This window comes from Paenibacillus sp. NPDC056933, from assembly GCF_042674385.1.
Classification (GTDB): domain Bacteria; phylum Bacillota; class Bacilli; order Paenibacillales; family Paenibacillaceae; genus Paenibacillus.
Genome location: NZ_JBHUQN010000002.1, coordinates 262,212 through 284,068, shown reverse-complemented (window position 1 = coordinate 284,068; position 21,857 = coordinate 262,212). Strand labels below are relative to the sequence as shown.

Annotated in this window: 23 protein-coding genes and 1 riboswitch; all 23 genes read left to right on the top strand. The window is 46.2% G+C overall.

What is annotated here, in order from left to right:
* Positions 1-22: 22 nt before the first annotated feature.
* The 23 genes from ACFTRD_RS16235 (at position 23) to ACFTRD_RS16125 (ending at position 21,769) form a co-directional block, all read left to right on the top strand.
* Entirely contained in the window at positions 23-832 is an 810-nt protein-coding gene (locus ACFTRD_RS16235) for a TIGR01457 family HAD-type hydrolase (protein ID WP_379381826.1), read from the top strand.
* Between the two features lie 7 nt (positions 833-839).
* The gene (locus ACFTRD_RS16230; protein WP_379381824.1) at positions 840-1,661 is read left to right on the top strand and encodes an Fpg/Nei family DNA glycosylase; all 822 of its coding nucleotides are present in this window, start codon (positions 840-842) and stop codon (positions 1,659-1,661) included.
* Positions 1,651-2,499 carry a deoxyribonuclease IV gene (locus ACFTRD_RS16225; RefSeq protein ID WP_379381822.1) on the top strand — a complete coding sequence of 283 codons (849 nt, stop codon included), beginning with the start codon at positions 1,651-1,653 and terminating at the stop codon, positions 2,497-2,499. The genes ACFTRD_RS16230 and ACFTRD_RS16225 overlap by 11 nt, the downstream gene beginning before the upstream one ends.
* Before the next feature lie 21 nt (positions 2,500-2,520).
* Positions 2,521-2,862, top strand: coding sequence for a cyclic-phosphate processing receiver domain-containing protein (locus tag ACFTRD_RS16220; RefSeq protein ID WP_379381820.1), 342 nt, complete (start codon positions 2,521-2,523; stop codon positions 2,860-2,862).
* Positions 2,859-3,176 carry a thioredoxin family protein gene (locus tag ACFTRD_RS16215; protein WP_192267917.1) on the top strand — a complete coding sequence of 106 codons (318 nt, stop codon included), beginning with the start codon at positions 2,859-2,861 and terminating at the stop codon, positions 3,174-3,176. Before ACFTRD_RS16220 ends, ACFTRD_RS16215 begins: the two co-directional genes overlap by 4 nt.
* A 2-nt stretch (positions 3,177-3,178) precedes the next feature.
* Entirely contained in the window at positions 3,179-3,952 is a 774-nt protein-coding gene (locus ACFTRD_RS16210; RefSeq protein WP_379383083.1) for an ABC transporter ATP-binding protein, read from the top strand.
* Between the two features lie 6 nt (positions 3,953-3,958).
* On the top strand, positions 3,959-5,008 hold the full coding sequence (locus ACFTRD_RS16205; protein WP_379381818.1) for an SAM-dependent methyltransferase: 1,050 nt from the start codon (positions 3,959-3,961) through the stop codon (positions 5,006-5,008).
* A gap of 181 nt (positions 5,009-5,189) precedes the next feature.
* Positions 5,190-6,668 carry a serine/threonine protein kinase gene (locus ACFTRD_RS16200; RefSeq protein ID WP_379381816.1) on the top strand — a complete coding sequence of 493 codons (1,479 nt, stop codon included), beginning with the start codon at positions 5,190-5,192 and terminating at the stop codon, positions 6,666-6,668.
* A gap of 26 nt (positions 6,669-6,694) precedes the next feature.
* A complete protein-coding gene (locus ACFTRD_RS16195) occupies positions 6,695-7,717 on the top strand; it encodes an SAF domain-containing protein (RefSeq protein WP_379381814.1) in 1,023 nt (340 codons plus the stop codon).
* A 71-nt stretch (positions 7,718-7,788) separates the two neighbouring features.
* Complete coding sequence (locus tag ACFTRD_RS16190) at positions 7,789-8,502, top strand: hypothetical protein (RefSeq protein ID WP_379381812.1); 714 nt, start codon at positions 7,789-7,791, stop codon at positions 8,500-8,502.
* Positions 8,499-9,329, top strand: coding sequence for a CpaE/TadZ family protein (locus tag ACFTRD_RS16185; RefSeq protein ID WP_379381810.1), 831 nt, complete (start codon positions 8,499-8,501; stop codon positions 9,327-9,329). The genes ACFTRD_RS16190 and ACFTRD_RS16185 overlap by 4 nt, the downstream gene beginning before the upstream one ends.
* Before the next feature lie 7 nt (positions 9,330-9,336).
* Complete coding sequence (locus ACFTRD_RS16180; protein ID WP_379381808.1) at positions 9,337-11,163, top strand: ATPase, T2SS/T4P/T4SS family; 1,827 nt, start codon at positions 9,337-9,339, stop codon at positions 11,161-11,163.
* On the top strand, positions 11,153-13,219 hold the full coding sequence (locus ACFTRD_RS16175; RefSeq protein ID WP_379381806.1) for a hypothetical protein: 2,067 nt from the start codon (positions 11,153-11,155) through the stop codon (positions 13,217-13,219). The genes ACFTRD_RS16180 and ACFTRD_RS16175 overlap by 11 nt, the downstream gene beginning before the upstream one ends.
* A gap of 59 nt (positions 13,220-13,278) precedes the next feature.
* Positions 13,279-13,764: a hypothetical protein gene (locus ACFTRD_RS16170; RefSeq protein WP_062325412.1), complete on the top strand. Its 486-nt coding sequence runs from the start codon at positions 13,279-13,281 to the stop codon at positions 13,762-13,764.
* A 13-nt stretch (positions 13,765-13,777) separates the two neighbouring features.
* Positions 13,778-14,179: a hypothetical protein gene (locus ACFTRD_RS16165; protein WP_379381804.1), complete on the top strand. Its 402-nt coding sequence runs from the start codon at positions 13,778-13,780 to the stop codon at positions 14,177-14,179.
* A complete protein-coding gene (locus ACFTRD_RS16160; RefSeq protein ID WP_379381802.1) occupies positions 14,176-14,727 on the top strand; it encodes a hypothetical protein in 552 nt (183 codons plus the stop codon). The genes ACFTRD_RS16165 and ACFTRD_RS16160 overlap by 4 nt, the downstream gene beginning before the upstream one ends.
* Entirely contained in the window at positions 14,714-15,697 is a 984-nt protein-coding gene (locus tag ACFTRD_RS16155; RefSeq protein WP_379381800.1) for a hypothetical protein, read from the top strand. The genes ACFTRD_RS16160 and ACFTRD_RS16155 overlap by 14 nt, the downstream gene beginning before the upstream one ends.
* Before the next feature lie 133 nt (positions 15,698-15,830).
* Positions 15,831-17,381: an ABC-F family ATP-binding cassette domain-containing protein gene (locus tag ACFTRD_RS16150; RefSeq protein ID WP_379381798.1), complete on the top strand. Its 1,551-nt coding sequence runs from the start codon at positions 15,831-15,833 to the stop codon at positions 17,379-17,381.
* Positions 17,382-17,517: 136 nt separating this feature from the next.
* Positions 17,518-17,627, top strand: a riboswitch (TPP riboswitch).
* A 304-nt stretch (positions 17,628-17,931) separates the two neighbouring features.
* A complete protein-coding gene (locus ACFTRD_RS16145) occupies positions 17,932-18,522 on the top strand; it encodes a thiamine phosphate synthase (protein WP_379381796.1) in 591 nt (196 codons plus the stop codon).
* A 4-nt stretch (positions 18,523-18,526) separates the two neighbouring features.
* On the top strand, positions 18,527-19,753 hold the full coding sequence (gene thiO, locus ACFTRD_RS16140; protein ID WP_379381794.1) for a glycine oxidase ThiO: 1,227 nt from the start codon (positions 18,527-18,529) through the stop codon (positions 19,751-19,753).
* A complete protein-coding gene (gene thiS / locus ACFTRD_RS16135; RefSeq protein ID WP_063562837.1) occupies positions 19,750-19,953 on the top strand; it encodes a sulfur carrier protein ThiS in 204 nt (67 codons plus the stop codon). The genes thiO and thiS overlap by 4 nt, the downstream gene beginning before the upstream one ends.
* A 2-nt stretch (positions 19,954-19,955) precedes the next feature.
* The gene (locus ACFTRD_RS16130; protein ID WP_379381791.1) at positions 19,956-20,723 is read left to right on the top strand and encodes a thiazole synthase; all 768 of its coding nucleotides are present in this window, start codon (positions 19,956-19,958) and stop codon (positions 20,721-20,723) included.
* Positions 20,720-21,769 carry a MoeB/ThiF family adenylyltransferase gene (locus tag ACFTRD_RS16125; RefSeq protein ID WP_379381789.1) on the top strand — a complete coding sequence of 350 codons (1,050 nt, stop codon included), beginning with the start codon at positions 20,720-20,722 and terminating at the stop codon, positions 21,767-21,769. Before ACFTRD_RS16130 ends, ACFTRD_RS16125 begins: the two co-directional genes overlap by 4 nt.
* Positions 21,770-21,857 lie beyond the last annotated feature (88 nt).

Here is a 21,857-nt window from a genome sequence, read left to right as displayed (position 1 = left end):
TAAAAGAAGGGAAGTGCTGTATATGATTAAGGCCTACCTGATTGATCTGGATGGTACACTCTATCATGGCAGACATCGTATTGAAGGAGCCGATGAGCTTATTCGGACATTAAATGAACAAGGCATGCCTTATTTGTTTGTGACTAATAATTCTTCGCGTACCCCCCAAGGTGTGGCAGATCATTTGAAGGGGATGGGTATCCCGGCCGAAGCATCTCAGGTTTGTACATCTGCGGTGGCAGCTGCGGAATATGTGGCTGAAGAAGCTCCTGGCGCGAAAGTGGCCTGTATCGGAGAGGAAGGACTGTTGCAAGCGCTAGAAGCAGCAGGGCTTAAACTCACGGATGATAAACCGGAGTACGTTATACAAGGCATTGATCGTGAATTTTCCTATGATAAACTGACCAAGGCACTTCGTTGGATCAATGGCGGCTCCAAATCCATTCTGACCAACCCTGATCTACAGCTTCCTTCTGATGATGGTCTTACACCAGGAGCGGGGACAATTGGGGCAGCGATAGAAGCAGCCACCGGAGTTCACCCTACCGTAATTGGCAAACCATCAAGTATTATTATGAAGTCTGCCATTAGTCGATTGAACTTAAAGTCTGATGAAGTTGCTGTAATCGGAGACAATATGCGTACAGATATTGCGGCAGGAGCAGCAGCGGGTTGTGAGACTATTCTGGTTCTTACCGGAATTACAACACGCGATAACATGGACAGTCACATCCAGGCGGCCAAGGTTCGTCCTGATCATGTCTTTGAAGATTTGCATAAACTGATTGAGTGGCTGTCGCAGACGACAGGCCAAGCATCCAAGAAGGGGTAGATGAACGATGCCGGAATTGCCGGAAATGGAAAACTACCGGACCTTGCTGTCCGAGAACATACTTGATTTACCAATTACAGGTGTGGTGGTTAATCGTGAAAAATCGATTAATGCCGAGCCTGATGTGTTTACCCGTGAATTGACAGGTAATCGTATCATATTTGTAGAACGCCGTGCCAAACATCTGATTTTTCATCTAGCTAATGGTAAGCGCCTGGTACTGCACCTCATGTTGGGCGGAATGATTTTCTGGGGCACGGAAGCTGAACGGCCTGATCGTTCCACTCAAGTGGAGATTCAGTTTGGAGAATATACTTTATTCTTTATTGGGCTTCGTTTGGGATATCTGCATCTGCTGACGTCGAAAGAAACAGAAGAGGCCATGTCGGACTTTGGCCCTGAACCTTTGGATCGGCGCATGAATACAGAACGCTTTGCTGCCCTGTTGAAGGGACGTCGGGGTACACTCAAAACGACACTGGTCAACCAGCACATTATTGCAGGCATCGGAAATTGTTATTCGGATGAGATTGCATTTGCAGCAGGCCTGAGACCAAGCTCCAAGACGCAAAATATTGCTGCTTCGCCTGAGCTAACAGCGCGTTTGTACCATGCGGTACAATCCGTGTTGCGAGAAGCTGCATCGGAAGGCGGTTATATGGAAATGCCGTTGATGCAGGGAGATACCAAGACGGGAAGTTATGATGAGCAGTGCCGGGTGTATGATCGTGAAGGGGAAACTTGCCCTCGCTGCGGGGGAACGATAGCACGCGTGGAAATTACGGGTAAGAAGGCTTTCTTCTGTCCGGATTGCCAGCATGAGGCCTAAAAGCGGAATAGGGGCACATGTCAGCACCAGAGGCGGATTTCTTCAGGCAGCCAAGCGGGCATATGAGATGAGGGCTACGGCATTTCAATATTTTCCAAAGAACCCTCGGAGCCTTGGCTTGAAAGAACTGGACCTCAAAGATGCTGAACAGTGTCGGGATTGGTGTGAGAAGCAGGGTCTTGCTTCGATTGCTCACTCACCCTACCCCACGAATCCGGCTTTGGGCAAAACCCGAGGAGAGGCGGGTTTTCATGCTACCATCGCATCGATACGTAATGATCTGCACATTGCAGATGCCTGCGGTTCGGTTGGGACTGTAGTTCACTTTGGACATCTCAAGAGCAATGAACCACTCGAAGGATATCAGAATCTCATATCCTGTCTGGATACCGCATTAGCGGAGTGGGATGGACAGGCAAAGGTTCTGCTTGAAAATCAGGCTGGAGATCATGGTCCCATGGGTACGACGATGGAAGAATTGATACAAATTCGCAAGCTAAGCCGGTATCCCGAGCATATTGCTTTTTGCTTTGACACGTGTCATGCTTTTGCTTCAGGCATGTGGACGACAGGCAATGAGGCATCGATGCTGGAGAAAGGCAGACTGCTGGGATACTGGGATGCTCTTGCGGCTGTTCACTTTAATGATTCGAAATATCCATCCGGTTCATGCAAGGACAGACATGCACGGATCGGACAGGGTTATATAGGAAAAGAAGCGATGCAGGAACTGTTATGTGCGCCCGAGTTTCAGCAAGCTGTAGTTGTGCTGGAGACCGAATCAGGCGAAGATGGAACACACCGCGGTGACATTGAGCTCATGCGTTCCTGGCTTTAAATGGGGAGAGGAGCGATTGTAATGCATGTTTTTTTGGATGATTACCGAGCTTGTCCAAAAGGATTTGTTCTGGCTACCAATGCAGAAGAATGCCTAATGCTGCTTAGGGAAGGTGAAGTGGACATTTTATCCCTGGATTATGAACTGGGTCCGGATTCCCCGAATGGCGGTGAAGTTGCTGCTTCCATCGTCCGGGAAGGTTTATTCCCGCGACAGATCTATTTGCACACGTCCAGCATGTATGGCAAACGTCAGATGTACGAATTGTTATACAGCAATAAACCAGACTCTGTTACGGTCCATAATGGTCCGATGTCTGGGGAGGTAATGCTTCGTGTTGCTTCGGGAGAAGAAAGCGGATGAGGCCGATTACGACCAAAATGTTAATGCGCGGTGTATGGGAAGGCATGCCTCAGGCTGTATTTATTTATACCCCGCTCTGCGGAACTTGCGGAGCAGCACGTCGAATGCTGGAAATTGCCGAGCATTTACTGCCTGAGGGAATTTTGACTGAGATGAATATTCACGATATACCTGAACTGGTCCAGCAGTTTCAGATTTCGAGTGTACCTGCGGTTATGTTGTTTGATGGTGAACATGATGTGCCCAAAATGGTCTATCGTATGAACTCTGTCGAGCATCTGCTAGGGGAAATCCGAAAGGCGGTGGTAAAATGAGTATGATCTCGATGGAGCATGTATCTCTTAGACGGGAAGATAATCAGATTCTGGATGACGTTCATCTGCATATCAAGGAAGGTGAGCACTGGGCCATTCTCGGACGCAATGGATCGGGCAAGACAACGCTGCTTGAAATGATGAATGGATATATGTTTCCAAGTCAGGGGCGCATTGAAGTACTGGGCAATCTCTATGGTCAGTGCGACGTTCGGGAGGTTCGTAAAGACATTGGTTATATCAGTCAGACCTTGATTGAAAAACTGACGCTACGTGATCCGGTATGGGAAGTGGTTGCAACAGGAGCTTATGCTTTTTTGCGTTTCTATCAAACGATCCCGGACGATGTGAAGGCCAAAGCAATGAGTCTGCTTGATGAAATGGGCTTTGCAAAATTGGCTAATCATCCGCTAGGCACCCTTTCTCAAGGGGAGCGTAAAAAAGTAATGCTGGCTCGTTCACTGATGGCAGATCCCAAATTGCTTATTATGGACGAGCCTTGTGCCGGCCTTGATCTGTATGAACGCGAGAAAATGTTGGCCGAAATTGATCGGCTGCATAAGCGTAATATCACTGTCGTTTATGTGACTCATCACGTCGAAGAGATCGTACCACTGTTCACACATGTGGCATTGATCCGCGATGGACGTATTGCTGCGGCAGGTCCCAAACATGAAGTCTTAACACAAGAAACAATTAAGCATACGTACGATGTTCCAGTTGATATCCAGTGGGATAATGGACGTCCCTGGATCCGCGTACGTTCTGGAGGGTAACACAATTTGAGTACACAGTCATCTTGGGGAGAAGGAGACTTCTCCCGTTTTATCTGCACAGCCAACCATGGCTTTGCACCCTACGCTCAGGAGGAATTGCGCCGTACGTTTGGTGCAGTCAAGAGCACGGTACTCGTACCGGGTGAAATACTGCTTGCCGGTCTTCCGATTGCCGAAGAAGAGGTGCCGATTACGCTTTTGCAGGCTAACCCAACGTTTTTACGTCATATTCAGCCTGTTCAATTTCAGGAAAACACGGAAGATTCAGCGCAAGCGATGGAAAAGTTAATTTCATTTGTGCTCAACCATACTGAATTAACAGGCACGAATGTTGCATTACAAGTTCGTAAAACTGAAGGGGCCTTCTGGCAGGAAAATGCGGCTTCTTTGAAACAGCTCTTGACCGAGAAGCTGGATGATCTTGGCTGTGAGTGGGTTGTTCGTGATGCGGAATATGTGATATCTGTCTTTGTTTCGAATGACATGATATACGCCGGAGTATCCAAGCCTGAACAAAATTTGTCTGACTGGAGTGGGGGGGCAGTTCGTTTTCAGAAGGAGGACGGACAGATCTCCCGGGCCAAGTTCAAATTGCTTGAAGCGGAGCAGACATTTGGCATCGACTTTACTTCTTTTCACAAAGCACTGGACATCGGTGCTGCACCTGGTGGATGGACTTCTTTTCTGCTTGAGCGCGGGCTTGAAGTTACAGCGGTTGATCCGGCTAAGATGGATGCGTCCCTGCTACAATCGCCCAAACTGACCTTTTTGAAAAAAAACGCAGGCGATGTACGCTTCCGCGAAGGAGAGTTCGATCTGCTTGTATGTGATATGAGTTGGAGTCCGAAGTTGATGAGCCGCCTTGTATCGGACCTGTTATATAGCCTTCAATCGGGAGGAACAGCAGTTGTTACGGTGAAGTTGCTGCATAAGAAGCCGCTCGCGTTGATTAAGGAAGTCATCGACACATTTGAGCGCTCGAGAATGCAAATTCAACGCTCCAAGCAGTTGTTCCACAACCGTGAAGAAATCACGCTATATATGATTAAATATTAAGTTATTAAAGGCATTAAACTTTATGCTTTACAATACCTCATTGCCTATACTATAATGATAGCAATATTAACCATAACAAGTTGAGGGAAAGCATCCCGAAGGTGAACGAGTCCGGTTATCCGGTCTGTTCCGCTTCGGTGAAGCTTTCCCTTTTTTGTTATGTAACTAAGGAGGGGTCCATATGAGACATCCGGCCAGGCTCGAGCACGGAAGCCTGCTGGGAGGAAGATATCGTATCGTGTCCATTCTGGGTTCGGGTGGAATGAGTCATGTATATGAAGCAGAGGATTTGAAGTTGCCAGGCAAAACCTGGGCGATCAAGGAAAGTGTGACGGCGATGCCATATGAAGGCAGTATGGAGTCAGAAGCTGCTCTCCTGACATCTCTGCGACATCCCAGATTGCCGCAAATTGTAGATTTTTTTGTTCCGGATGAGCACGGGTACACCTATCTTGTAATGGAGTACATTGAGGGATTAACATTAAGTGATTATTTCAAGCAATGTCGTGGAAAGATTCCGCTTGAACATATGACAGAGTTTGTACTTCAGTTGCTGGATGTATTGAGTTATTTGCATAGTCTGGACCCGCCTGTCATCTATCGGGATTTGAAACCATCTAACATTATGATTACACCGGAACATGAAGTCAGACTGATTGATTTTGGAATAGCGAGGAGCTATAAAGCACAAAAAGTTGATGATACGGTTAAATTGGGAACGGCGGGCTTCGCTGCACCTGAACAATATGGCTCAGGACAGACGGATGCGCGTTCAGACCTGTACGGGCTTGGGGCATTGCTGCTCTATCTTATGACTTGTGGAGCTTATACGGAATGGATTCAGGGAGTGGAGAGCTCCATTCGCAGTGATGTTCCACGTACCTATCTCCCAGTTGTGCGAAGGTTACTGCGCCTGAATCCGAATGAGCGTTTTCAATCTGCAGATGAAGTCCGCAAGGAACTGCTGCGCAGACCGGGTATAGCAGCTGGTGGTGCAGAAACCACGGTGACCATAAGCGGAGGAACCAGAGTGATCGCTCTGACGGGCGCATCATCCGGTGTTGGGGTAACGCATACGGCTATAGCCATCAGTCACTACCTGGAACGGCAGAATTTCAAAGTGGCCGTAATCGAGATGTCTCCCAGGTCTCAGTCATTTGCTCGTATTCAACAAGTGGCTTATATGGGTAAACCAGTGCCAGCCGGCAGACAGTTTGCAGTGGATGGTGTACATTACTGGAAACAATCGGGACGTGCAGACATCCTGTCTTTATTGGGAGGCAGCTACCAGTTCATTGTGATGGATCTGGGCAGTGGTCAGGATCAGAACCGGCTTGAAGAGTTTCTCAGAGCCGACTTGCCCATTGTTATAGGTTCCGGTGCTGAATGGAGACAAGCGGAGATTGGATCTTTTGTCCGTTCACACAACCGGTACCCGCGAGACAAATGGATCTACTGCCTGCCACTTGCAGCAGCTGAAGCCGTTCAACACATACGCAAAACGTTGGACACTTCCAGTGTATACGGATTACCTTTACATATCGATCCATTCGATCGGGAACCGCAGATGGATAAGGTTTTTGCTCATATTCTGACTCATATGATTGGGCAGCTTCCCAAGAAACGTTCATTCTTTGCAAGAAAAAGAGCACATGATTAGTAGAGATTGCGAAAGGAGAGCCTCTTTTGTCTAAATTAAGAAAACAAAGCCGTCAACTGATTTACGCTGGATTGACGGGAGCAGGAGCAATTGGTTTGTTGTTTGGGGCATATGTCATTTACAATATCAAAACCATGAGTGATACGAGGTCTGAAGTGGAGGCCCATTATTCAACAGCCTACGAACAAAAAGAAGCTGAATTGATGCAACAGTGGAATTCGGGAGCACAGGGATGGGTGACTATTCGGGATGTTGAAGCAGGAGAACCGATATTGTCTGAGGACATCAAACTCATTGCGGTTCCGGATGCACAGGCGCCAAGGAATCTGTGGTCCAGCTCCAAGCAGATGGATGGTCAGGTGGCGAAAATAGAATTAAAAAAGGGAACAGCTATCACAACTGAAATGGTGTATGAGGATACTCCGGCGCCGCCGGATTTAAGAAACCGTGAACTACAGGTTGTTTTATTACCATCTTCACTCGTGAAGGGTGACATTATTGATATTCGTATTCAGTTTCCAACGGGGCAAGACTATATTCTCCTGTCCAAAAAGAAAGTCGAAAGATTAAATGCAGCTACACTATGGATTACGATGACGGAGGAGGAGATTCTTTCCCTTTCAAGTGCAATTGTAGATGCTTATTTACATAAAGCTTCAATCTATGCCTTAACCTATGTAGAACCGCAGTTCCAGACTCCGGCAATCCCGACTTATCCTGCCAATAATGAAGTGTTAAAACTGCTGGAGAGTGATCCGAATCTTGTGCGACGGGCTGAAGTGGAGTTAGCACGACAGGTGCGAAGTTCACTCGAAAGCTCTCTTGCTGCCTCCTTGTCAGCACCGTCCCAAGGTGTGGAGCAGGACGTTGCACAATCCTCTGTCTCTTACAATAATCGTCCTGGAGCGAATAATTCTTCAGGTACCGATAGTGTCATCTGGAATGACGGTTCAGGTAGCGCTGGAACGACTGGCAAAGGAAGCAATGATTCTTCAGCGTCAGCTTCGAGTACGAATGAGCAGAAAAGCCTGCTGACGGGTGGGGAATGAAAAAAACGATTTATTAATAATAAGTTCATATAACAATGACTTTTAGAACCCGAAAGGAGATTTTTAGAGCTATGCCAACATGGATTTTTGCCGGGTTATGCGAGAAGAATGACCTGATGCTGTATCTTTGCAAAATACTGGCCTCCACTGGTAAACGTGTATTGCTCGTTGATGGAACATTACAACAAAAATATGGGTATGGTGTTGGAGAAAGTCAGCAATCTTTGCGAGTTACAGAGTTTGAAGGCTTTGATATAGCCTGTCAGTTTGTAACCTCAACCGCAGTTGAAAGTCACCTTGAAGCGAGTGGTGAGCAATTGGAAGCATATGATTACGTTCTTTATGACATGGAGACATCACACTTTGCATCACGTGAGCTATGGCTGAAAGCAGATATACGTATCTGGGTTAGTGACTATGAACGTTACAACCTGGAACGGGGCAAAGGCTGGCTAAGGCGATTGCTTGAAGAACAATCTCTGCCAGCAGAATTACCATTTCAACGGATTTTGATTAATGCAGTTGATTGCAAACTGGAGGCACGATATCTCTGGGCGTATCTGGAAGGCAGTCCGTTTGAATGGACGGGGGAACCGTTGATGCTTCCATGGGATGAGTTGACTGCAGCAGTCAAGCTGGAAAACGAGCATCACCGTCGAATCCATCTGGCGCCATTATCACGGAACTATAAAAAATCGCTATGCAGATTAGTGGAACAGTTGACGGGTTGGGAAAATGTCCAGAGTCGTCGGGCCATTAAAGAAGCAGAAAGGATGAGGGCATGAGCACCATTTCGTTTTGGAGCCCTTTCGCAGGAACGGGCAGCACGTCAAGTGTATTAATCGCCGCGTATGCGATGGCACTTCACTATAGAACAAGAGTCCTGCTTGTAAATACAGGGCCTGTAGGGAGCAGTGCAGAGGCTGCCCTGCCACTCAATGAAATAGGAGTAACAGGGTCAGAATTTACTTTTGAAGAGGGGGGTTGGGATGCGATTGAACGTCTCCATATCAGTGGGAGTCTGAATAAGCATAATTTGAGGGATTATACCAAGCCCCTTCTCAAAGATCGTCTAGACTTGTTGACCGGCAGAATTAACAGGATGGAACGTTCCCCACAGGAGCATGTGGAGACTTTAAAGAGACTGTTGGACGTAGCGAATGAATATTATGATCTGGTTCTTCTGGACGCAGACCGGGCAGGCGCAAGTGCTCAAATTCTGTTGGATCAGGCTGATTATGTTGTTGTAAACCTGAATCAAAATATGAGGGATTTGGAGAAATTTTTTGAAGAAATCAAACCCGAGAGCATGAGTAATCAGAACATGCATGTCGTATTGAACAAGTATGATCCCCATTCTCGCTCAACCATTACCAACATTCGGCGGCGCTTTCAATACAAGGGGTCGATATCGGTATTGCCGTATACAACCGAATTTCTGGATGCGTTCAATCGTCGCGATGCGGCGGCATACTTGCAATTGGAAGGCTTAAGGGACCATAAGGACATTCGTAAAGGGAGCTTTGCTGCAAGTATGGCTGAACTCGCTCGCTTCATTATGGACGGTGCTGGTATGCGTACCGTTCTGAAGAGGCTCGAAAGGGGCGCCTGATCCTCCCATGCTCTGGAATACCCTCTGTTTAATTTTAATTTTGCTGTTAGGCCTTGCTTATATCTGGTTCAAATATAGAGCTTCCCATCGTGAAAAGATTAACCGTTCTCCTGAACGAGAGTCTTTCACGATTGAAGTATTGACAGAGAAAGTGAAACATTCACTTCATGAGCTCAGTCATAGCCAACTTGCTGACGCTGGACTGCATGAGGAAGAATATCGCCGGAGAATCAATCAGCGCGCGGAAATGCGGAAGGCTCTTAAAGGCTGTGTATCCGGCAGCATCAGTGATAAAACGTATGTCAAAAATCTGATCGGTGATCTGCTGACTCGCAGTATAGGCTTGAACAAGTCAAATATAAATGAAGTCATTTATTTTGAAGAAACCGAGTTGCTGACGATCCAGGATCAGTTTGAAATTGTGTTTTATCTATACCGCCAGCAATTCGGTGTCGATGCTTTGTCACGCATGATTGACACGTATGACCTTGGCAGATTGAGGCTGGATGAACGTGCTGATGACGGAGGAAGTTACTATATCTCCGAAGAGGACATCCGGTATGTGTTCGAGTGTGAGTATAGAGAGCTGGGATTCAGAGAAAAAACGGATATTATCGTTCAGCGCATCTACCAGCATTACAAAGGCTTTTCGGTAGTTGATGAAATAAGGGACCAACGGATTGATGGGGTTAGTGGTGGTGTTAGTGGCATGCTGGATGCCATTCAGGATATGGGGCTGCGACAGCCGGCTTCGTGGAACGATCTGTTGGAGGATGGACTCGAAGATGTTTCCCTTGAGGAACCACTTAGTGGGATGGAAAGTGTCTGGATTTTCTATAAAGGTAAATCCATTCATCTGTCCTTCCTGTCTTTTGGGAGTATCCGTGAACTGAAAAGGGTATGTCAAAATATTTACAAATACAACTATCCAGGGCAGCTTTCAGAAGCGAATGGATACAAGGTGAACGAGATGAAGGACGGCTCCCGTGTCGTTGTTGTGCGTCCTCCCTTTGCTGAATCATGGGCTTTCTTTGTCCGGAAATTTGATATTCCCAATGCTTCACTGGAACAGCTGATTACCGGAAATAATGCAGATCTGCCAATTACGTTGCTGCAGTATCTGATGAAAGGCAGTCGAATTACAGCCGTAACAGGAGCACAAGGGTCGGGCAAAACGACGCTGCTTATGGCGATGGTGAAGCATATTTACGCCTCGTATACCCTAAGGGTACAGGAGATGGCGTTCGAACTACAGCTGCGGCGTATATACAGTCGGCGTAACATTCTAAGTTTCCGGGAGACGGAGCACATTTCAGGTCAACAGGGACTGGACTTACAGAAAAAGACGGATGGTACTGTGAATATTCTTGGTGAAGTTGCAAGTGACGAAGTAGCTGCTTGGATGATTCAGATGTCCCAGGTAGCCAGTCTGTTCACCCTGTTTACCCATCATGCCAAAACGTTTCGCGATCTGGTCTTCTCTCTCCGTAATTCACTGCTCAAAACAGGTATGTTTCAACATGAACATATTGCTGAGGAGCAAGTAGTTAGTGTCATTAATTTCGATGTACATATGAAAAAGGATGCTGAGGGACGAAGATATATAGAACGAATCACGGAATGTCTTCCACGTGCGGATAAAGGCGACAGTGTGGAAGAAAGAGCTGGTTTTGCGTTTCGCAATGTGATCGAGTACAGGGACGGAAATTACGTCGTCACAGCTCCGATCTCATTAGGGAGTATCGCGGATATGCGAGATCAGATGACACTACAGGACGCTGCACTGTTCGAACAGTTCATCAAGCAACATTGGGGTGATACCTATGACGCTTGAATTGGTTTTTCTTTTGATATTAGGGATATGTGCAGGTGGTCTGGTGATCACACTACTTGTACTGAATCTGTTACGTCAAAGAGGAGGTGACACTGCAAGTAAATCCGTAGGGATCGCTACGTTGAACGGAAATCGTACGCTGCGGTGGGGAACATTCCTGTTACAGTCCTATCGCTGGGGCATGAAAGTGCCGCTGCTCTCTGCTTATATTTTACAAGTGCAGAAACGGATCTCATTCCGGCATGTTGGCGACGAACCAGCATTAAGACGAATGACCATGAGCGTGGTTCTCATTATTTTCGGAGGATACGGAAGCATCAGTGTAATTCTGTTTATTATGCAACCAGGTATCGCCTTTGTTGTATTGTCGGTACTTTGCGCTGTAGTTCTGAACAGTCTTGTACTGGATATGTGTCTGAATCGTATAGAGAAGCGATTGTTGGTGCAGATGCTGGACCTGTTTGCCGACGTGAGACATCGTTATCACCAGCATGGAATGGTAGAGGAAGCACTGTATGAAGCAGCTGAAGCAGGTAAAGGAGAAGCTGCAGAGCAAGTACTGTTGATCTATGAGGCATTGACTTCACCAGATCCGAACGAAGCATTGGAACGGTACTATGAGATTGCACCGAATCGTTTTCTCAAGGGTTTTGCCGGCATTTCATATATGGTGATGGAGTTTGGGGACAAAGACAGGGCACAGGGTTCAATCTACTTGAAAGGTCTCGGGAATCTGACGCAGGAAATTCATCTGGAGATTTTGCGGCGGGACAAACTGGACTATCTTTTAAAAGGACTGAACATCATTGCGCTGGCTCCCGTTCTGTTCACAGCTCCAATTGAACGCTGGGCCAGAGGAAGTTTTCCGACAATGGATGAATTCTATCGCAGCAAAATCGGATTTGTAACCAAAATATCGATCTACATCATTATTATCCTTGCCTACCTCCTTTTGCAAAGACTACAGCAATATGATGAAACCCGCTATCGGACAGGACGCAAACACTCCAGAATCGATCAGTTTCTGTACAGGCAGACATTCATTCGTAAAGTTGCAATGTTGTTCGCGCCTAAACCTGGCAGTATCAACTACAGTCAAACGATAAGGCTGATGCGGGAAAGCAGCTCAGAACTAAAATACGAATGGCTGGCTATACGCAGATTAATGTTATTTGCAAGTTGTTTTGTCCTGACTATTGGCTGTGTCTTGCTGCTGCATCAGATTGAACGAAATCACGTCTTGCATGATCCTGTGAGAGATGACCGGATGTTTGGCGCGATGGGAGAGGTGGAATTGAAGCAGGCTAGAGAAAAGACAAGCTTGGATCAAGCCGTGCTTGAGAGCATCGAAATGAGGCGGGGAGCAACCTATGATGAAATATCGAATGCTTTACAGGCCCTGAACCCCATACAGCTGGATCATGATATACAGGCTGAAACCATCGCGCGCATCATGCAGAAGCTGAAGATATACAACAAACAATATCTTCACTGGTGGGAGCTGATGATTGCAGTCATGACGGGTTTAGCGGGTTATCACATGCCGATCTGGCTTATGATGTTCCAGCGCAAAATGCGGAGCATGGACATGAGGCATGAAATTTATCAATTTCAGACCGTTATATCAATCTTGCGGGAAATGGACCGTATGTCTGTCGAGGAAATATTAGAATGGCTCAATCGATTTGCAGTCATATTCAAAAGACCACTGCAAAAATGTTTGTTGCACTTTGAGCATGGGCCGGAGCAAGCACTTGAACAATTGAAAGAAGATGCGGGTCTGCCTGAATTTCAGCGTCTGGTTGATAAACTGCAACTTGCACTTGGGAAAATTTCAATTCGGGAAGCTTTTGATGATCTGGACAGCATGATGGCCTTTTACTTTGAACAACGCAAGCAGGAATATACGAAGATGATTGATGTGAAAGCATCATGGGGAAGACTGATCGGATTCACACCGATGTATGCCCTAATCTTTCTCTACCTGGTCATTCCACTCGTAGGCATGAGTTTCCTGCAAATGAACATTTATTATGAACAGATTCAGAAACTGTAACGACCATGTACGTCACAGTCTGAAATAAATTAAAAACAATAAATTTAGGAGGATTTATCATGAACAATGCATCAAGCGCTTTAAAAGTGGCCGCAGGGATTTTTCTGACCATCGCCCTCATTACGATTGTGGTCCTGTTGTTTATTTCGGCACAAGAGGCGACCAAAACAGCTCAGAACAATTTTGCTGATATCCAAACCGAGCTGTCCCAGGCGGCATTTACGGTGTATGACGGAACAACCATTAGTGGATCACAGGTAACCAATGCATTGCGTAAATATGCGGACAAGGATCAGTTTGGAATTCAGGTTATTACAGGTAAAAACAAGGGAGGTCAATGGTATGGAAATCAATTGAACATCTCTCAGGATCTCAATAATGCAGATTATGGTTCAGTCATTTCTCCAGATGATAAAGTGGGCGTTATTAATCAGACTATGAGTGAAAAAGACAACCAATATGTCAATCCAAGCGGTAAATTCAAAGCGGTTATTGTAAAAGACAGATCCAATGTGGTAAGAGGGCTTATTTTCCAGCAATCCTGACAGGAGTTGGTTGATGATGTCCCAGAATACACAGCAGCTCATGTTGTTTTGTACGGCGGTTGTCCTGTTTGTGACAGCCTGCCTGTACGGGCAACAAAATGTGAAGGTTTTGTCAGACGGTTTGAACCACATGGTGCAGACCACTGCAAACATGGAAGGACGAATAAATACAACTTTGCATATAAGCCAGCCAGAACGTTACAGCGGCGCTGAAGTCTTACATATAGTAAGACAGATGACAGGGACAACGACCAGCGTGGAGGTAGACGGGAAATCCTATGTCATTGATCCCCTTTTAAATAGAACAGTGACTATCCCTGTCCAGCTTGCTGCATCGTACAGACCGGAGTTCATTAGAAGTGAGACTGGTGAAGTGCTAAAGATTGCGTTTTGGAAGGAGGCCAGCATACCTTGATTAATGCCGCATCCAAGCTGCTTGCCGTTCTTCTGGCAGTCGTATTGCTGTATGTATATCCGGCAGCAGAGACAGCTGATCGGCAGGATGACATGGCACGCATGACCGTTGTACAGACGGTTACCCGTTTTGTTGATGCAGTCAGAACAAAGGGGTATATTTCCCCTGGCATGTATGCAGAGTTCGAAGAACAGATGGCCCGAACGGGTAATTCCTATGAAATTGCCATGGAACACCTACACAAAAAGTATGTACCTCATTATTCAGACCCGCTGAATCAAAGTACATTCTCTGGTACTTATGAGACTGTACAGGATGGCTATTATTCAGCTCAGATCAAAGCAAAGCTATTTCCATCGTCCGGTGTACTGGCGTCAGATGATCCTAGGCGCAGATATACTCTGGTTATGGGGGATTTTTTCACAGTGACCGTCAAAAATACAAATCGTACACCTGCCATGCTGATTCGTGAGTGGTTAAACGGGTCTGCGCAGGCTGCAGCCGTGTTTGCCACATATGGGGGTATGGTGCTCAATGAAGATTACTGATCTATCCATTGTGTTTGTGCTTATCTTTTTACCTATATTCTGGGTTATTTCTCACAATACAGATAATGCCCAAGAGGCACAATATTTAAGCAATCGATATAAGATGGCACTTCAGACTGCTGTAATGGATGCAGGGGCTGTGATGCATCAAAATGAGAAGCAGAACGATGAAGCAGGGTATGATTCCAGCAAATTTGTAAAAGCGGACAAAGAGCTTGCCTTGATTACCTTTACCCAAACCATGGCGCTAAATATGGGAATTCAGGATGATCCTGCTGCTATACGGGCCATGTTTAATTACATTCCTGCAATGGTCTTGCTGGATTATGATGGTTACTACATTTTGGCGAACGAAACTGAGATGACTGGTGATCTTGAATATTCATTGCGGCACGTGTGGAGTCCCAAAAAGCCCTATACATATTCTGATTCAAATGGTAACAGTATTAACTTCACACTTGATGGGTATGTGTATGCCTATGATGCAAGTTTCGGCATGTGGGTGGAGGGTTTCCAGAAAGAACTGGCATCCAGCACACACATCTCTCTGCTTCAAAATGCCGAGACGTTTGAGCAGGTCAGACGAAGTCGAATCGTGACAAGTGTGCAGGAAGATTTGGTTGAGGTTATCAACAGGCATAATGAGTTTGCAAGAAGGAATGGCGTTTCCTACACCTTTACCATGCCTTTGATTTCTCAAGAGGATTGGTACAATTCAATTAGTGATACAGGCCTTATGGCCTTTATTCAGGGGATACCTGTAGGGAATGAAAAGATTAACAATTATGCCATCGGTGGTGGCAGACTGGTGAAGAAAACAGCGATTGTAGGCGGAGTGGATCCGTTAAGTGGAATTAAATACTATTATCCCTCCACATGCCGCAATGGTTACAGAGCCGAAGAAGTGTTCACAAGTGCCAAACAAGCGGCAGTGCAAGGGTATTTTGAGTATAATTGTTCCAATAATTAAAGGCAGTTTATTTGGAATATGAAAGTGAGGTTGCATGAGATGTTTACATTACTTTCAGAAAAGGCGGCACCTGTGCTAAAATAAGGTTTCGGAACGATAGTAATGTCCAAATAGATAGGAGCAACCTCATCTTATGAGTTTATTGTCAGTTGAGAACGTGAGTCACAATTTTGGCGACCGCACGTTATTTAAAAATGTTTCTTTTCGTTTACTCGCCGGAGAGCGTGTAGGCCTTGTGGGTGCAAATGGTGTGGGCAAGTCCACATTGATGAACATTCTTACCGGGAAATTGTTAAAGGACGAAGGGAAGGTCGAATGGACCCCAAAAGTTCGCTATGGATATCTGGATCAGCATACCAAGCTAACACCAGGCAAGACCATTCGTGACGTGCTTAAGGATGCGTTCCTGCCCTTGCTTGAGTTGGAAAAAGAAATGATGTCTATTACGGATCAGATGGCAGACGCCGATCCGGACAAGCTTGAATTGTTGCTGGAAGAAATGGGTGATATTCAGGAACAACTGGAGCAAGGTGACTTTTATTTGATTGATGTGAAAGTGGAAGAAATGGCAAATGGACTTGGCTTGTCCGCCATCGGTCTGGATCGTGACGTGGCTGCGCTTAGTGGTGGTCAGCGTACGAAGGTATTGCTTGCCAAGCTTTTACTGGAGAAGCCTACAGCTCTTTTGCTGGATGAGCCGACGAACTATCTCGATGTAGAGCACATTGAATGGCTGACGCGTTACCTGAAGGATTACCCGTATGCGTTTATTCTGATTTCGCATGATACGGAGTTTATGAATGAGGTCGTTAACGTTATATATCATCTGGAATTTGCCAAGTTGACGCGTTATGCAGCGAACTATAACAAATTCCTTGAAATGGCTGACATGAATAAAGCGCAGCATATTGATGCTTATGAGAAACAGCAGGAATTTATCAAGAAACAGGAAGATTTTATTCAGCGGAACAAAGCCCGCGCTTCCACTTCCGGTCGTGCCAAGAGCCGTGAGAAGCAGCTTGGCAAGATTGAACGGATCGATCGTCCAGACGAAGCAGCCAAACCCACATTCAAATTCAAGGATGCCCGGGCGAGTAGCAAAACCGTCTTTGAGGGTATTGATTTTGAAATTGGATATTCATATGCATTATTGCCTAAAATGACGATGACGATTGAGCGTGGCGAGAAAATTGCCATTGTTGGGTGTAACGGTGTAGGTAAATCAACTCTGCTGAAGACCATCCTTGGGAAAATCCCGCCAATCAGTGGTAAGACATTCTTGGGTGACTATCTGGAAACAGCCTATTTCGAACAGGAAGTGCGTGCAGGTAATATTACTCCGATCGAAGATGTGTGGAATGAATTTTCTCATCTGACACAGAATGAAGTCCGGGGCCATCTCGCACGATGTGGATTGAAAAATGAGCATATCACCCGTCCGCTTAACGCGCTTAGTGGTGGAGAACAAGCAAAAGTTCGTTTGTGTAAGCTTCTGATGCGTGAAAGCAACTGGATTTTGTTCGATGAGCCGACCAACCATTTGGATGTGACAGCCAAAGCAGAGCTAAAACGCGCCTTGCAAGAATTCAAGGGTACCGTGCTGCTCGTATCACATGAACCTGAGTTCTATGAAAGCTGGGTAACCAAAACATGGGATGTTGAAGCTTGGTCCGAGAAACAATAGTATGTATCTTCGAACCTCGAACAAGATCAGCTACTTTTATAACTACATCAAACCTAAGCAATGAATGAACAACGTAATCCATGGAAATGTACGGTGACAAAAAAAGGTGTCTATGGTAACATAGGCTACAACTTCATATGAACACTAGGGGGGCCGCGCGATGCGGCTGAGATGGAAGAATTAGATTCCGGACCCTTTGCACCTGATCTGGATCATACCAGCGTAGGGAAGTGGCCGTTTCAACTAATGACAAAGTGAGCAATTATCGTTGATTTTATTGCGATGTTGCCTGCAGTGTGAAACATGCATATACACATTGTTACAACTATGGGTTCCGTAGTTGTTATGCAGTGAGTAACCGTATGCAGCAGTCATTCAGTTGATCCATGAATTCTAAATTCGTGGCCACTCCCCTGCGGAAGTGGCTTTTTTTGTTGTTTATATTAGTGTAATCACATGCAAGAGGAGGGCGAACAAGACGAAAATCTTCCACGAACATGTAACAAGACGATCATTCGAACTGCATGCTGTTTCACCAGGGAAAGGTGACATGAACTCTTTTTTGCATGCTGCCATGGATGTTTGGCGCTGGGTCGATTATATCCACATTCGAGAAAAAAAACTGACCCTGGAGCAACAGATGCAATGGGCCCAAAGCCTGAAAAAAAAGGGTGTTCCATCTAACCGAATCATCATGAATGGCTCAGATCAGCTGGCTCAACATGGGTTGTTTGGTGGTGTGCATTGGGGCCAAGCTGCTATTCATAGCTACGATAAGGAGCTGGGGAGAGTTGATCGGCTTCGCGTAGGGGTGTCGGTTCATTCTCTGGAAGAAGCAAGAGTTGCAGAAGAACGTGGGGCGGATTATCTCTTTTACGGGCATGTGTACGCCTCACCCAGTAAACCGAATTGCGAGCCTAGAGGACTTGCTTCGTTGGCTGAGGTATGCACCAAAGTTTCAATTCCAGTGATCGCGATTGGTGGGATTGGAACTGAGAATATTGCTGCTATTCGAACTGCTGGCGCCAAAGGGGCTGCGGTAATCTCTACGATTTGGAAAAGCAATAACCCGGAACTGGCAGCAGCTTCATTGCGGCGGGCGATCACGGATTCACAGAAGTACGCCGAACCAAGGAGATGAGATCATGAGAGAGGGAGCAAGAAGTATAAGGAAACGTTCAGGTTATCATCCAAGAGCAGTATCAAGGAGTAAACTTGGATCGGAAATTCGAGGCAATCTTCATGCTGAAACCATTATTGTAGGCGGCGGAGTGATCGGTTGTGCCATCGCATGTGAACTCGCTACCCGAGGCCATGATGTTCTTCTGGTTGAGCGTGCGCGGATTGCTGGGGGAACTTCCTGTGCAGCCGCCGGGATGCTTGCTGCTGACAGTGAGGAATTCACTCATGCCGTTATGGCGAGGCTCGCGAAGGAGAGCAGAGAATTACTTCATAAACAGAAGGAACGAATCAGTTCACTTAGTGGAGTGGAGATGGGTTTGCAGCAATATGGGTTTATTACTCCCTTTCGTTCATACAGTGAGGTCAGCAATTACAAAAATAGCAGATCTTCGAACTCCTCTGAAGAACCTTTTTGGTGGGATCGTGTCTCTGTCCAACAGGAAGCATCATGGTTAAACAGGGATATCTATGGTGCATATTACAGACCTTCCGAGAGCGAGATCCTTCCTGTTAATCTCACGCAGGCGTATGTCAGGTCGGCTCAAGCGATAGGTGCAAGGGTTATGGAAGGCATACAGGATGTACGTTTGCATATGGATGTGAACGGAGTTCAAGGGATCCAAACTTCCATTGGAACGATGACATCGAAGAACGTCATTGTTGCAACAGGGTTACATGGAGAAGAGTTGATGAGGCATGCAGGACTGATTTTGCCTGTTTTGCCTGTGAAAGGAGAGATTGCAGCGGTGCATTTCTCACCTCGCCACATCGGATACAGACCTGACAAAACGGTGTATGCAGATGATATATATATTGTCCCAAAAGCCAATGGAGAAGTGTGGCTCGGTGCAACGAGCCTTCCCGGAAGAACAGACACAAAAGTCTCGGTTCAGGGAATTCAGAAGCTGCTTACAGCTGCGACAAGCTGGGTGCCTGGCATGAAGGAAGCACATTTTCTCCGAGCATGGGCGGGTGTTAGACCTTCGACTCCGGATGGATTGCCCTACATAGGGGCTTGTGAAAGTATTCCCGGGTTATTCACTGCTTTTGGACATTATCGTAATGGCATACTGCTTAGTGCGATTACGGGCAGCTTAATGGCTGATATGATCTACGGTAAAACTTCCGAAGCGTTGGGAATTCAGGACCTTAGTCCGGATCGTATGAACCGAAAGGAGATATTGCAGTGAATATCATTGTCAACGGACAAACCATGCAAATTGAAGATAGCTTAAATCGTGTGGACAAATTGCTCCATTCGTTTAATCTGCAAGTAAAAACCGTCGTGGTTGAATTGAATCGGCAAATTTTAACGCGGGAATACCATGAGACGACGGCATTAAGAGACGGAGATCGGATTGAAATTGTACATTTTGTGGGAGGCGGTTAACTATGTTGAGGATTGGGAATTATACGTTCGGGTCTAGACTATTTCTGGGTACAGGCAAATTTTCGGATTTGGAAGTGCAGAGCCAGGCGGTTGAAGCTGCAGGTACGGAAGTGTTAACGTTCGCTGTTCGGCGTTTGAATCTGGAAGATCGAAACAAACAACATTTTCTGGACACGCTGGATTTGAAAAGGTATACCCTGCTCCCCAATACAGCGGGTGCTTCAACGGCAGAGGAGGCAGTGCGAATCGCTGAACTTGCTCGTGCTTCAGGACTTTGTGATATGATAAAAGTGGAAGTCATCGGCGATGGAATCACATTGCTTCCTGACCCGATTGAAACGTATAAAGCATGTGAGATATTGCTTGAAAAGGGATTTACGGTACTGCCTTATATCTCGGATGATGTTATTCTGGCCAAGCGATTGCAGCTGCTCGGTGTACATGCTGTCATGCCAGGGGCTTCACCCATAGGGGCGGGGAGAGGAATTATTAATCCCTATAATCTGGAGATAATTATTGAACAAGCCGTCGTTCCTGTCATTGTGGATGCAGGACTTCGAGCACCCAAAGATGCGGCTCATGCGATGGAATTGGGAGCTGACGGTGTATTGTTGAATACGGCTGTCTCCGGATCTGGAGACCCAGTGAAGATGGCTAAGGCCATGAGAATGGGGGTTGAAGCAGGCAGACTGGCTTATGAGGCAGGCATGATTCCCGTTAAGCGTTACGCGGCAGCAAGTAGTCCGGCGGAAGGAATGGTTCATACATGACAAATCAGACACGACCCTTCGAGCAGGCAGACCGTTACTCCAGACAGGAACGGTACGCTCCGATCGGTAAGGAAGGTCAGCACAGATTGAGTAACAGCAGAGTATTAATTGTTGGAGCGGGTGCGCTTGGCACCGGCATTGCAGAGTCAATGGTACGTTCAGGTATTGGCCACATTACCATTGCAGATCGTGATTATGTGGAGTGGAGCAACCTCCAGCGACAACAGTTATATGTAGAACAAGATGCCATTCAGCGAATGCCCAAAGCGATGGCAGCCGAGAAGCGCCTGTCTGACATTAACTCTACCGTTGAAGTTGTAGGCAAAGTAATGGACGTGAGAGTGGATGAACTGGAAGAATTGGTTCAAAGTGCAGATTTGATCATGGATGCAACGGATAATTTTGATACACGTTTATTAATTAATGACATGTCTCAGAAGTACCGCATTCCCTGGATTTATGGCGGATGTGTCGGCAGTTATGGAATTACCTACACGTTTCTGCCAGGAGAAACTCCATGCTTAAACTGTTTGTTAGGTGAGGTTCCGTTAGGTGGAGACACCTGTGATACGTCAGGTATTATCCCTCAAGCGGTGCAGATGGTTACGGCAAATCAGACAGCTGAAGCCATGAAGTTACTTAGTGGCAATTCAGATGCATTGAGACGCAAGTTACTGTCATTTGACGTGTGGAGGAATGAATACATATCCATTAACGTTGACGGTGCCAGAAAAGCAGATTGCCCATCATGTGGTGAAAAAGCTACATATCCGTACCTGTCTGCCTCCAATCTGGAAAAAACAGACGTGTTATGTGGAAGGGATACAGTCCAGATCCGCCCTTCACGCCAAATGAAACTGGATTTGCAACAAACGGCTGTTCGTCTGGGGAAACTGGAGGAAGGCAAAGTGGAAGCCAATCCGTTTCTGGTGTCTTTTACAACTGGAACGTACCGAATGGTCATTTTTCAGGATGGGCGGGTTCTTGTTCATGGAACAAAAGATTCCGCAGAGGCCCGTACACTGGTTCACAGATATTTTGGTTGAAACATAATGCTCTGAGTCTGTTCCTTCGAGGAATGGACTTTTTCATTTTACGGCATGATAAACATACAACATTGCTGCGATGCTACGT